The organism is Shimia sp. R11_0 (genome assembly GCF_017744035.1).
GTDB classification, from domain to species: domain Bacteria; phylum Pseudomonadota; class Alphaproteobacteria; order Rhodobacterales; family Rhodobacteraceae; genus Shimia; species Shimia marina.
Genome location: NZ_JAGHQY010000009.1, coordinates 94,189 through 106,640, shown reverse-complemented (window position 1 = coordinate 106,640; position 12,452 = coordinate 94,189). Strand labels below are relative to the sequence as shown.

The following is a 12,452-nucleotide window of genomic DNA, read 5'->3' as shown; positions in this document are numbered from 1 at the left end:
GGGGTGCTGTCACCCAACAAGAAAGGCGCGCACCGTGCCGCGCGCGCCTACAATTTATTCGTCCAGCAGTCCTGCCAGCTTTGTCTCATCAAATCCGGCAACCGGCAGAAGCTCCACCCCGGCTTTGCTCATGCGCACTTCTACGCCAGCTTCCACAAGAGCAGCCTTGATGCGATCGACTTCAGAGAAGTCTTTGCTGGTCATCGCTTCCCTACGCGTTTCCGCCAAAAGAGTTTCATACCGGCTCAGATCCGCGCTCTGCGCCCAATCCCCCAACTCATCCGTCAGCAGACCCAACACCCGTGCGCCCGCCAAAAGCGCTGCCGCATCGCCCGCACTGGCAAACCCATGCAGCGCCGCAATGGCCCCCGCGGTATTGAGATCATCCGCAACACAGGAAAGCACCTTAGCAGGCACGCTGGCGGCGGGTTCAATGCCCGCTGTCAGCGCCCGCCACTTGCGCAACGTCACTTCGGCCTCTGCCGCCTTTTTGGCGGTCCAATCCATCGGCTTGCCATAATGCGTGGACAGAAACACAAAGCGGATCACCTCACCGGCAAAACCCTGATCCAGCAAATCCCGTACGGTGAAGAAATTGCCCAGAGATTTGGACATCTTCTTGCCTTCCACCTGCAGCATCTCATTGTGCAGCCAGTAGTTCGCCATGGTCTTTCCACCATTGGCACAGCAGCTCTGGGCAATCTCATTCTCATGATGCGGGAACATCAGGTCATTGCCGCCCCCGTGAATGTCAAACTCCGCCCCCAGCAGCTCATAAGACATGGCAGAACACTCAATATGCCAGCCCGGACGCCCACGCCCCCAGGGACTATCCCAACCGGGGGTGGCGTCATCTGACGGCTTCCACAGCACAAAATCCATCGGATCTTCTTTGTAGCTCGCTACCTCAACCCGCGCGCCTGCGATCATGTCATCCACAGAGCGGCCAGACAGTTTGCCGTAGTCCTCATATTTGCGCACCCGGAACAGCACATGACCCTCATGGGCATAGGCAAAGCCATCCGCGATCAGCTTCTCAATCATGGTGATCATCTGCGCAATGTACTGCGTGGCGCGCGGCATGTGGTTCGGCTCCATCGCGCCCAGCGCGCCCATATCATCCAGATACCACTGTGTGGTTTCCGCCGTAATCTCGCTGATCGCACGCCCACTCTCTGCCGCGCGCGCGTTGATTTTGTCATCAACGTCCGTGAAATTGCGCACATAGGTGACGTGATCTGCCCCATAGACTTCGCGCAATAGGCGATAGAGCACGTCAAACACCACCACAGGCCGGGCATTGCCAATATGCGCCCGGTCATAAACCGTCGGCCCACAGACATACATCCGCACATTTTCAGGATCGATCGGCTGAAACACCTCTTTGGTGCGTTTCAGCGTGTTGTGCAGTTTGATCTCAGTCATAAGGTGGCTCCTCAGCACACGGATGTTGCGTGGCGGGCTTACCAACTCTCAAACATGTTTGAAATAGAAGAACGGCCCGCCTGACGATGTCAGCGGGTAATGCAGCAAATAATGATGGCGCATACGGTGTTCATGGCCGCGACCCTAGGCCGGGTCCGGCCCAGGGTCAAGCCCGTCTTCCTCTAGATCTCCGACGAGGCGCAATTGCACAGAATGCACCTTAGCGCGTGCTGCCAACCAAGCTCCAATAGCTCTCCCTGTCGGGGCACGCGCGTGGTTTGAGGACGAGACAACACCCAGAACCGGGCCCGCGTGCGCCGCCCAAGCGGCAAGCCCAAATCTCTCAACCTAAGCATAGCTGATCACCTCATATTCCACCGCGTCAGGGCCATCAAAATAGAACCGCCTGCCCGGTTCATAGTCGGCATGACTCTTGGGCTCATAGCCCGCAGCCTTCACCCGCGCCTCGATCATATCCAGATCCTCAACAACAATTCCGATATGGTTGAGGCCCCCTGCACGGTAATAGCTGATCTCGGCATTCTGGATGGCCTCAGGCGGCGTATAAAGCGCCAGATAACTCTCCGCCTCCCCCACATGGACAGATGTGCCCCCATGAATGGACTCCCCCTCCCAACGCACCTGCCAATCAAAAAGGTCGCAAAGAAGGGCCGCCGTGGCTTTAGGATCTCGTACAGTTACGTTCACATGCTCCAGTTTCATCGCTTGGTCCTTGCTAAAAATTCGGTTCACTCGTTTTCGATAGACATAGCGTAATTCTTCAAGTTAACTTTAGATCAATAGTAATTTATCATTATAAATCAGACCCAAATGAAAAAAACTCCTCCACTCCGACTGCGTCCAACCGGCCTGACAATTGGTCAAATCTCAGATCGAACCGGTCTTTCACCCTCCGCAATTCGGTACTACGAAGAAGAAAAACTGGTGCATCCGCACCGCACAGATACCGGCCAACGTCGCTTTGAGCGCGCCGATATACGTCGCTTGTCTTTTGTGATGATCTCTCAATCTTTGGGGTTTTCCATTGCCGAAATCAGGTCTGCGCTCGCTGGCCTGCCCTCAAATCGCACACCTACCAAAACGGATTGGCAAACCATCTCAGAGCAATTTCGCCAAAAACTCGATGATCGCATCACGCAAATGACCAAGCTGCGCGACCAATTGGATGGCTGCATAGGCTGCGGGTGCCTCAGCCTGTCAAACTGCAAGCTCTACAATCCCGAGGATCGCGCCCGCGGTCGTGGCACAGGACCGCGCTATCTGATGGGAGATACTCCGACCACCGAGTAAACGACAGGTCTTGCAACGCTGCGGAATGGACCACATCACCACATTGAATTTGACTTTCCGAAGGCCCCTCTGCCACCTGTCATCCAAAACGATCAAGGGAGTGCGGCACATGGAACTATCGCAGCGCATCACAAACATCACCGGTGGCGGTTCAGACGGCTGGGATGTCTTTTACAAAGCCCGACGCATGATTGCCGAGGGCACGGATGTGATTGAACTCACCATTGGTGAGCATGACATTCGCACAGATCCGATCATCCTCTCCGCCATGGATACATCCGCGCGTGGTGGTCACACAGGCTATGCCATGGTGCCCGGCACACAAGAGTTGCGCGAGGCTGTCGCCACGCGCCTGACAGAGCGTACAGGCGTGCCAACCACCTATGAAAACATCCTGATCACCCCGGGTGGACAGTCCGCACTTTTTGCCGCGCATCTGGCCACCTGTTCTCCCGGCACTCGCGCATTGTTCATCGATCCTTACTACGCGACATACCCCGGCACCATTCGAAGTGTGGGTGCAGAGCCAGTCGCCATTGCCACACATGCAGAAAACGCATTCAAGCCCAGAGCAGAAGACATCACATCAGAAGCCATCAAAGGCGCTTCTTCGCTGCTGATCAACACGCCCAACAACCCCACAGGCACAATTTACGAGCGAGACACGCTTCAAGCCATTGCGCAGGTCTGTCAGGAGCAGGATCTCTGGCTGATCTCAGATGAAGTCTATGACACGCAGGTCTGGGAGGGCGCACATCTCAGCCCACGTGCACTGCCCGGCATGGCAGAACGCACTCTGGTGATTGGATCCATGTCCAAATCCCATGCCATGACTGGCAGTCGAATTGGCTGGATCGCGGCCCCCAAAGAGGTGATCACCCATCTGATCAACCTGGCCACCCACACCACCTACGGTGTGCCGGGCTACATTCAGGACGCCGCCGTATTTGCTCTGTCCCAAGGCAATCCACTGGAAGAAGAGGTTGCCGCGCCCTTCCGACGTCGCCGCAAATTGGCCAGTGACATTCTCGCCGCTCAGTCCACAGTAGGTCTGATCCCGGCGCAGGGGGCGATGTACATTATGCTCAATGTACGCGCCACAGGCCTCAGCGGCGAAGAATTTGCAAATTCCCTTCTGGACACACATCACATCGCAACGATGCCCGGCGAAAGCTTTGGCACATCCGCCCATGGGCATATTCGTGTTGCTATGACCGTGGATGATGAACGTTTTAAGCAAGCACTACAAATACTTGTGGATCACGCGGAGATCCTCGCCTCGCATAAGGCTTCCTGATCACGCACCGGATACGTCGCAACTCATCTCAAATGCGACATGTGTCGCAAACAGACATGACGCATCGTCAAGCGAGTCGCAGACTGCCCTGCAAGGGAGAGACCATGCAGGGCACACGCAGTAAAATTCAACTGGTGATCCTCACCATCGGCGCGGAACGTGGCCGCGCCGCACGCGGGCGTCCGTGATTTCTAAAAAACCTCCGTTGTTTGACAGAAATCACAGGAACTAACTCTATGAACGCCCAATCCCCTCGCCGCTCAGGTGGCAGAGCCGCACGCCGCGCCTCTCGCGCCGCGCCTTTGACCCAAGATATCCGCCCAATCCGCGCGGGCATGCAAGGCGGACACTACAAACCACTCTCCGATCAAGATGTATTGCGGATCCATGAAACCGCGCTCACAGCCTTGGAGCAGATCGGCCTCATTGATGCCCCCCAGAGCGGCATTGACATCATGACAAGCGCGGGCGCCATTCTTGGAGAAGACGGTCGCCTGCGCTTTCCGCGTGCTCTTGTCGAAGACATGCTTGCCAAAGCCTGCAAAGATATCACCCTGTGTGGTCGTGACACCCACTATGATCTGCAACTCAACGGCCATCGCGTGCACTACGGCACCGCAGGGGCTGCGGTCCATATGGTGGACATAGACACCAACGACTATCGCGATAGCACCTTGCAAGATCTGCATGATGCAGCGCGCATCGCGCATCAGTTGGACAACATTCACTTCCTGCAACGCCCCATGGTGGCGCGGGATGTGACAGATAACAAAGAAATGGATCTCAACTCCATTTACGCCTGTAGTTCAGGCACAACCAAACATATCGGGGTATCTTTCACCGATCCTGCCTTTGTGCCGGACGCGCTGGAGATGCTGCATATGATTGCAGGGGGAGAACAGGCTTGGCGCGACCGTCCTTTTGTCAGCAACACAAACTGCTTTGTTGTGCCCCCGATGAAATTTGCGACCGAAAGCTGCGAAGTGATGGAAGCCTGCATTCGCGGCGGCATGCCTGTGCTCCTGCTGTCTGCGGGCATGGCAGGTGCCACCGCGCCTTCCACAATCGCAGGGGCCATTGTGCAGGCCACGGCGGAATGTCTTGCAGGCATGGTCTATGTCAATGCGATCAAACCCGGGCATCCTGCCATTTTCGGCACCTGGCCTTTCGGGCTGGATCTGCGCACAGGCGCCATGAGTGTCGGGTCAGGAGAACAGGCGCTCTTGTCGGCGGGATGCGCACAGATGCACAAATTTTATGGTCTACCGGGCGGCGCGGCCGCAGGCGCCAGCGACAGCAAACTGCCGGATATGCAGGCTGGATGGGAGCAGATGTGTTCCAATGTGATGGCCGGTCTGTCGGGACTTAATATGGTCTATGAGGCCGCCGGCATGCATGCCTCCCTCCTCGGCTTCTGCCACGAAAGCCTGATCCTTGGCGATGACCTCATCGGTCAGGCGCAACGTTGTGTCCGTGGCATAGAAGTGGATGATGCAACACTTGCACTCGAGGAAATCCGCAGTGTATGTGTTGGTGGCCCGGGCCATTATCTGGGCACAGACGCCACTCTGAGCCGCATGCAAAAAGATCATGTCTACCCAACCTTCGGCGACCGCACCTCCCCCAAGGAATGGGCTGAAGTCGGCAAGCCTGATCTGATTGCCAAAGCCAAAGCTCGCAAAGAAGAAATCCTGTCCACGCCCGCCAGCGCGCGCTTTGCTCCGGACTTAGATCAGGCGCTGCGTGCACGCTTCAACATCCACCTACAGCCCTAAATGCAACAAAGGCGCCTCCTTTCAGAAGAGGCGCCTTTGAACAAGATCAGTTTTTTGGCAATTACGATGCGTTGGTTAAAGCACCGCGTCAGCCTTTGGCCAACTGCGCTTCGCGTGCATCACGCAGGCGCGCAAAATCGTCACCGGCATGGTACGATGAGCGCGTCAAAGGCGTGGCGGACACCATTAAGAAGCCCTTGCCGTAGGCCGATTTTTCATAGCTCTCAAACTCTTCCGGCGTGACAAAGCGGTCAACACCATGGTGCTTCGGTGTGGGCTGCAAATACTGGCCGATGGTGAGAAAATCCACATCCGCTGCGCGCATGTCGTCCATCACCTGCTTCACCTCAGGTGCTTTTTCTCCAAGTCCCACCATGATGCCCGATTTGGTGAAGATCGAAGGATCCAACTCTTTCACGCGCTGTAAAAGGCGCAGGGAATGGAAATACCGTGCACCGGGACGCACTTCCAGATAGAGGCCCGGCACAGTCTCAAGGTTGTGGTTGAACACATCCGGCTTCGCTTCCACAACGGTTTCCAATGCGCCTGGTTTGGCTTTCAGAAAGTCAGGCGTCAGAATTTCAATGGTGGTCTTGGGAGAGCGGTGCCGGACGGCGCGAATGGTTTGCGCGAAATGCTCCGCCCCACCGTCATCCAGATCATCACGATCCACCGAAGTAATCACAACATGGTTCAAGCCCAGCTTCTGCACCGCCATGGCCACGCGCCCCGGCTCAAACGCATCCAACCCATCCGGCTTACCCGTGGCAATATTACAGAAGGTGCAACCGCGGGTACAAATCTCGCCCATGATCATCATGGTCGCATGTCCTTGGCTCCAGCATTCCCCGGCATTCGGGCAACCGGCCTCTTCGCACACGGTCACGAGCTTGTTTTCGCGCATGATCTTCTTGGTGGCGTTATAGCCTTCCCCTGTTGGGGCCTTTACACGAATCCACTTCGGCTTTTTTGGCTGAGCATTGTCTTTGCGATGCGCCTTCTCAGGATGGCGCTGCTCTGGCAGCTTCAGATCACGCAACTTTGGGTCCTCCCGACCACCTCTGGTTTCCATTGTCTAACATAAGGCAAAATGCCCGCCACTACCAGAAACGCAAAGCAGATATGCATTTGATGGAGAAATGGTGAAAAAGCGGCACAGGGATGTGTTCTTAATCCTGTTTTGCAAATGCAGCATTGCGCCCAAATTTAGAATCATTATAGGTCACTGCAACAACCCTTCTGATTGAGGAATACATCCATGCAAGTTGGCGCAAAAGTCCCTAACGTTGTTTTTAAAACTCGCGTTCGTGATGAGGCTGTTGGTGGCCCGAACCCTTTCCGCTGGCAGGATATGACCAGCGCAGATTACTTCAAAGGTAAACGCGTCATCCTGTTCTCTTTGCCAGGTGCGTTCACCCCAACCTGCTCCACCTACCAGCTTCCAGGCTTTGAAGAAAACTTTTCCAAGTTCCAAGAGCTTGGCATCGAAAACATCTACTGCATGTCCGTCAACGACAGCTTCGTCATGAACAAATGGGCGGAAGCACAAGGCGTAAACAACGTCGACGTGATCCCTGATGGTTCCGGCGAATTCACCCGTAAAGTCGGCATGTTGGTACGCAAGGACAACCTTGGTTTCGGTCTGCGCTCTTGGCGCTATGCAGCCATCATCAATGACGGCGTAGTAGAAGCATGGTTCGAAGAACCAGGTCTGGAAGACAACCACGGCGAAGACCCGTATGGCGAGAGCTCCCCAGAGAACCTGCTGAAGTATCTTGAAGCTGCAAATGTTGAATCCGCAGCATAAGCAGCCCCGCTCCTGAATGACGAAGCCCGCCTTTTAGGCGGGCTTTTTTGTAAAGGCATCAGCCAATGTAGTCCCCAGCACCGCCGGCCTCTGCCCGGTAATGATCCCGCAAACGGGTCAAAGCGATCCGCAATACAATCTTGCCAGACCGCGCCGACCACCCCAGACGCTTTTCAACCACTTCCAATCCTTCCAGGTAACAACAGCACCGCAAAGCAATATCACTCAAACCCGGACCAAGCTCTCCAAACACCGTTGCAACACGCCTACGTGCCGTCTCTGCGCTATTTTCCGCCTTCCCGTTCGCTTCATAGCTGAGCTCCCCCGGCGCCTGTAAGAAGCGTTTCCACTTTGTGCTCTCCACCGGGGCCATCTGAGCCAATTCAAAGTCTTCCCGCAAACGTTCCCCTGCCATCACAAGGTCCGAACCAAGGAACATCTTGCCATCCTTGTCACGCAAGCGCGCCAAAATCGTCAACGGGCTGTCAGCGGTCGAAAATCGCGCTTTGCGCATCCGCGGCATGGCAGTCATGTTGTCTGATGTTGCGCGCTGACGCTGCGCAGAAAACGCGATAGGCCCATCCCCGAAACTCTGCGCCGTATTTTCGGCGTTGGCCAACATACGGCCCAACTCCGTTCGCCCTCTGGGTGTGATGGTGTAACGTGACACACGGCCTGACATCGAGCAGCGTATCCAACCCTTCAACGCCATTGCCTGCGCAATATGCCGTGTTACGACCGCCGCTCGCGTACCGTCCCGGTACATCACCACCGCGTTTTCCATCTCCTTTGCCACTGCCAAAATCGCACCGCGTTGAGAAAGCCTGCTCAAGATGCGCCGCCCTTCCGAGCGCAGCACGTCTTCTTTTGGCATTTGTGAGGCGCACCCGTCGGTTTCCTCAAAACCGACGTCAGCAGAAGCGTTGCTGTTTAGCCGAAACCGCTCCAGAGCGGCATCCACCAGAGGATCATCCCGCATCGTCTCCAACTTGCGAATTTGGCGCATCACTGTAGATGCATGACATCCGTCACGTCGCGCCAATTCCCTTATAGAAACCCCCTCCTCCGTATGCGCCACATAGCGGGCGACACTCCGAGGGAGCCAATTGGGAAACTCTTGAGCACCTCTTTCACTCGGCATAACACATCACTCCTTACCACTTATTTACGTCAAACTCTCTGCCCGTGTTATCCACAGACTTATCCAGAAAGCTTTGCACAGCCCCTGTCGGCTGTGTAAGCGGCCAGCTTTCTGCTGGCGCCCGATAAGGTTTGTTGCAAATTGGTGAACAGTGTCATGTACGCCCGTGCGCTGAACCGATGAGGGCGCAACAGTCGCTAAAAGTGTGCTCTTATACGCATCGCACATAGATACATTGATTCTTCTGTACCAAAACCCCTGATCATAGGGGGGGCAGGCAGCAGCGATCCAAAATGAAAAAGGCCCGCACGGGGCGGGCCTCACTCAACATTTTTTACGGGACCTTAGACGAAAGCATCCGGCATGGAAGCTTTCTTCTCTTCCACATAGGCACGCAAACGCGCTTCGATCTCAGGATCCAGCGGCGGTGCTTCATAGGCACCCAGCAGTTCCGCCACCCGGGCAGCTGCCAGCGCTTGCGTATCACGCGCGCCTTCATCTTCCCAAGTTTCAAACGGCTTGTAGTCCAATAGCTCAGAACGCCAGAATGCATCTTTGAAGTTCGCCTGCGTATGCGCACAGCCCAGATAGTGCCCCCCCGGCCCCACTTCGCGTACCGCATCCATCGCCTGTGCGTTCTCATCATAGGCCACGCCTGCGGCCAGTTTGTGCAGAACGCCCAACTGATCGGCATCCATCACGAACTTTTCAAAGCTGGCCACCAGACCACCTTCAAGCCAGCCACAGCTGTGCAGCATGAAGTTCACGCCACCATTCAGCACCGCGTTATGAGTATGCGCGGTTTCATAGGCCGCCTGCGCATCAGGCAGCTTGGACCCACACAGGCCCCCGCCGGAACGGAACGGCAGACCCAGACGACGCGCCAGCTGACCCGCACCATAAAGGATCTGGCTGGCCTCAGGCGTACCAAAGGTTGGCGCACCAGAGTTCATGTCAATCGACGTCACAAACGCCCCAAAGATCACAGGCGCGCCCGGACGGATCAACTGGCTGTAGGCAATACCCGCAGTCACTTCTGCCAGAACCTGCGTCAGTGTACCGACCACGCTGACCGGAGCCATGGCACCGCCCACGATGAACGGGGAAATGATGCAGGCCTGGTTGTTTTTCGCATAAACTTCCAGCGCACCCATCATGATGTCGTCAAACGTCATCGGGGAGTTCACGTTGATGAGCGAGGTCATCACAGTGTTTTCCTGTACGAATTCCTTACCAAAGAGGATTTCGCACATTTCCACACTGTCCTGCGCGCGGCTTGGCTCGGTCACCGACCCCATGAAGGGCTTGTCTGACAGGGTCATATGCGCCAGCAGCATGTCCAGGTGACGTTTGTTCACCGGAACATCGGTCGGTTCGCAAACCGTGCCACCAGAGTGGTGCAGCCATTTGGACATATAGCCCAGCTTCACGAATTTTTCGAAATCCGCCATCGTCGCATAGCGGCGTCCACCTTCGGCATCCCGCACAAAGGGCGGACCGTAAACAGGTGCACAGACCAGCGTGTTGCCACCAATCTCAACATTACGCTCTGGGTTGCGCGCGTGCTGAATGATCCGCGAAGGGGCCGTTTTGCAAAGCTCACGTGCCATGCCACGTGGAATGCGTACGCGCTCCGCATCATAATCCACATCGGCGCCCGCTTCTTTCCAACGGTCCAGTGCGGCCTTGTTGTTCACGAAGTTAACGCCAACCTCTTCGAGGAGAATGTCTGCGTTGCGCTCGATGATCTCAAGCGCTTCTTCGTTCAGGATCTCTGTCAGCGGGATGTTTCTCTCAATGTACTTTGCCGCTTCGATTTTTACACCTGTGCGGGCCGCGCGCCGCGCAGCGCCCCCACCACCACGTCCGCGGCGTCTTGCCGATGCTTCTGCCATATCTCGTCCTCACAGGCTGATGCGTTTTCTATATTTGATGTAACAAGCCGATCCGGTGCTCTGCAGCTAGATAGCGGCCTTTGGAACATAAATGCGACATTACGCAGCCCCTTTACGCAACATTTTGTTATGGTTCGAGTCCTTCGAGCAAACGACATGCCGTCACGCAGAACGGAAAAACACCGCATATGCGGGAACCATCTTGCGCAAACCCACTGTGTCTTCTATGCGAACGCCATGACCCAGACATCCCATGACCGCCTTCTCATCATTGACTTTGGCAGCCAGGTAACGCAGCTGATCGCGCGGCGCCTGCGCGAGCTGAGCGTCTACTGCGAAATTCACCCCTATCAGAATGTTGACATGGACTTCGTGCGCGACTTCGCACCAAAGGCCGTGATCTTCTCCGGTGGCCCAGACAGCGTAACCCGCGAAGGCTCGCCCCGCGCGCCACAGGAGATATTTGACTACGGCGTGCCGATCCTTGGCATCTGCTACGGTCAACAGACCATGATGACCCAGCTGGGCGGCAAAGTGGAAAGCGGCCATGGCACCGCCGAATTTGGCCGCGCCTATGTGACCCCGCAAAACAGCCTCGACATTCTGGAGGGCTGGTTTGCCGAGGGCGACGAGCAGGTCTGGATGTCCCACGGCGATCACGTCAGCGAAATCGCTCCGGGCTTTGAGGTCTACGGCACCTCACCCAACGCGCCTTTTGCCATCACCGCAGACACCTCTCGCCATTTCTACGCGGTGCAGTTCCACCCCGAAGTGCACCACACTCCCAATGGCGCGAAACTCTATGAGAACTTCGTGAAAATCGCCGGCTTCTCCGGCGACTGGACCATGGGCGCCTACCGCGAACAAATGATCGAAGCGATCCGCGCGCAGGTTGGCGACAAGAAAGTCATCTGTGGTCTCTCTGGCGGTGTCGACAGCTCTGTGGCTGCTGTGCTCATTCACGAAGCCATCGGCGATCAGCTCACCTGTGTGTTTGTAGACCACGGCCTCCTGCGCAAAGGCGAAGCCGAAGAAGTTGTCACCATGTTCCGTGACAACTACAACATGCAGCTCATCCATGCCGATGAACAAGAGCTCTTCCTTGGCGAACTGGATGGCCAGTCTGATCCGGAAACCAAGCGCAAAATCATCGGCAAGCTTTTCATTGACGTGTTCCAGAAACACGCCGACACCATCGACGGCGCCGAGTTCTTGGCCCAAGGCACGCTTTATCCGGATGTGATCGAAAGCGTCAGCTTCTCCGGTGGTCCCTCCGTGACCATCAAGAGCCACCACAACGTGGGTGGTCTGCCAGAGAAAATGGGCCTCAAACTGGTGGAGCCGCTGCGCGAGCTCTTCAAGGATGAAGTCCGAGCTCTGGGCCGCGAACTGGGCCTGCCGCAAAGCTTCATTGGCCGCCACCCCTTCCCGGGGCCGGGCCTTGCCATCCGCTGCCCCGGCGAGATCACCCGCGAGAAACTCGACATCCTGCGCGAAGCCGATGCGGTCTATATCGACCAGATCCGCAAGCACGGTCTCTATGACGAGATCTGGCAGGCTTTCGTGGCAATCCTGCCTGTGCGCACAGTTGGTGTGATGGGCGATGGCCGCACCTACGACTACGCCTGCGCCCTGCGCGCGGTGACCTCCGTGGACGGCATGACAGCGGATTACTATCCGTTCAGCCACGAGTTCCTCGGTGAGACCGCCACACGGATCATTAACGAGGTCAAAGGCATCAACCGCTGCACCTACGACATCACATCGAAGCCTCCCGGAACGATCGAGTGGGAATGATATG

At 56.3% G+C, this 12,452-nt stretch carries 11 protein-coding genes; 6 read left to right on the top strand and 5 right to left on the bottom strand.

Translation table 11 applies throughout. The annotated features are described in order from the left end of the window. Positions 1 to 54: 54 nt before the first annotated feature. Together cysS and J7382_RS17025 are read right to left on the bottom strand one after the other, a co-directional pair. Positions 55 to 1,425: a cysteine--tRNA ligase gene (gene cysS / locus J7382_RS17030; protein ID WP_209070201.1), complete on the bottom strand. Its 1,371-nt coding sequence runs from the start codon at positions 1,423 to 1,425 to the stop codon at positions 55 to 57. A gap of 348 nt (positions 1,426 to 1,773) precedes the next feature. Continuing rightward, a complete protein-coding gene (locus J7382_RS17025) occupies positions 1,774 to 2,148 on the bottom strand; it encodes a VOC family protein (protein ID WP_209070200.1) in 375 nt (124 codons plus the stop codon). Positions 2,149 to 2,256: 108 nt separating this feature from the next. Here J7382_RS17025 and soxR point away from each other — a divergent pair, with 108 nt between their 5' ends. From soxR to J7382_RS17010, 4 genes are all read left to right on the top strand, one after another. Further along, positions 2,257 to 2,736: a redox-sensitive transcriptional activator SoxR gene (soxR, locus tag J7382_RS17020; protein ID WP_209070199.1), complete on the top strand. Its 480-nt coding sequence runs from the start codon at positions 2,257 to 2,259 to the stop codon at positions 2,734 to 2,736. 109 nt (positions 2,737 to 2,845) lie between these two features. After that, entirely contained in the window at positions 2,846 to 4,033 is a 1,188-nt protein-coding gene (locus tag J7382_RS17015) for an aminotransferase class I/II-fold pyridoxal phosphate-dependent enzyme (protein WP_209070198.1), read from the top strand. Between the two features lie 56 nt (positions 4,034 to 4,089). Further along, positions 4,090 to 4,221 carry a hypothetical protein gene (locus J7382_RS20145; protein ID WP_280638129.1) on the top strand — a complete coding sequence of 44 codons (132 nt, stop codon included), beginning with the start codon at positions 4,090 to 4,092 and terminating at the stop codon, positions 4,219 to 4,221. Between the two features lie 48 nt (positions 4,222 to 4,269). Further along, a complete protein-coding gene (locus tag J7382_RS17010) occupies positions 4,270 to 5,808 on the top strand; it encodes a trimethylamine methyltransferase family protein (protein ID WP_209070197.1) in 1,539 nt (512 codons plus the stop codon). A gap of 88 nt (positions 5,809 to 5,896) precedes the next feature. On the opposite strand, the gene lipA is transcribed toward J7382_RS17010, so the two are convergent. After that, positions 5,897 to 6,847, bottom strand: coding sequence for a lipoyl synthase (lipA, locus tag J7382_RS17005; RefSeq protein WP_209070196.1), 951 nt, complete (start codon positions 6,845 to 6,847; stop codon positions 5,897 to 5,899). A gap of 219 nt (positions 6,848 to 7,066) precedes the next feature. Between lipA and J7382_RS17000 the strand changes: the two genes are divergently transcribed. Next, on the top strand, positions 7,067 to 7,615 hold the full coding sequence (locus J7382_RS17000; protein ID WP_209070195.1) for a peroxiredoxin: 549 nt from the start codon (positions 7,067 to 7,069) through the stop codon (positions 7,613 to 7,615). A gap of 58 nt (positions 7,616 to 7,673) precedes the next feature. Here J7382_RS17000 and J7382_RS16995 read toward each other — a convergent pair whose 3' ends face one another. Beyond that, the gene (locus tag J7382_RS16995) at positions 7,674 to 8,621 is read right to left on the bottom strand and encodes a DUF6456 domain-containing protein (RefSeq protein ID WP_247745081.1); all 948 of its coding nucleotides are present in this window, start codon (positions 8,619 to 8,621) and stop codon (positions 7,674 to 7,676) included. 479 nt (positions 8,622 to 9,100) lie between these two features. Continuing rightward, a complete protein-coding gene (locus J7382_RS16990) occupies positions 9,101 to 10,651 on the bottom strand; it encodes a trimethylamine methyltransferase family protein (RefSeq protein ID WP_209070193.1) in 1,551 nt (516 codons plus the stop codon). Positions 10,652 to 10,888: 237 nt separating this feature from the next. Between J7382_RS16990 and guaA the strand changes: the two genes are divergently transcribed. After that, positions 10,889 to 12,448: a glutamine-hydrolyzing GMP synthase gene (guaA, locus tag J7382_RS16985; RefSeq protein WP_209070192.1), complete on the top strand. Its 1,560-nt coding sequence runs from the start codon at positions 10,889 to 10,891 to the stop codon at positions 12,446 to 12,448. The last annotated feature ends 4 nt before the right edge of the window (positions 12,449 to 12,452 follow it).

Excerpts from the sequence above, each read along its gene's own strand:
- J7382_RS16995 (WP_247745081.1), bottom strand. The coding sequence starts at position 8,621 with ATGCGCCAAATTCGCAAGTTGGAGACGATGCGGGATGATCCTCTGGTG.
- cysS (WP_209070201.1), bottom strand. The coding sequence starts at position 1,425 with ATGACTGAGATCAAACTGCACAACACGCTGAAACGCACCAAAGAGGTG.
- J7382_RS17010 (WP_209070197.1), top strand. The coding sequence starts at position 4,270 with ATGAACGCCCAATCCCCTCGCCGCTCAGGTGGCAGAGCCGCACGCCGC.
- guaA (WP_209070192.1), top strand. The coding sequence starts at position 10,889 with ATGACCCAGACATCCCATGACCGCCTTCTCATCATTGACTTTGGCAGC.
- J7382_RS17015 (WP_209070198.1), top strand. The coding sequence starts at position 2,846 with ATGGAACTATCGCAGCGCATCACAAACATCACCGGTGGCGGTTCAGAC.
- J7382_RS17025 (WP_209070200.1), bottom strand. The coding sequence starts at position 2,148 with ATGAAACTGGAGCATGTGAACGTAACTGTACGAGATCCTAAAGCCACG.
- soxR (WP_209070199.1), top strand. The coding sequence starts at position 2,257 with ATGAAAAAAACTCCTCCACTCCGACTGCGTCCAACCGGCCTGACAATT.
- J7382_RS17000 (WP_209070195.1), top strand. The coding sequence starts at position 7,067 with ATGCAAGTTGGCGCAAAAGTCCCTAACGTTGTTTTTAAAACTCGCGTT.
- J7382_RS16990 (WP_209070193.1), bottom strand. The coding sequence starts at position 10,651 with ATGGCAGAAGCATCGGCAAGACGCCGCGGACGTGGTGGTGGGGGCGCT.
- J7382_RS20145 (WP_280638129.1), top strand. The coding sequence starts at position 4,090 with ATGACGCATCGTCAAGCGAGTCGCAGACTGCCCTGCAAGGGAGAGACC.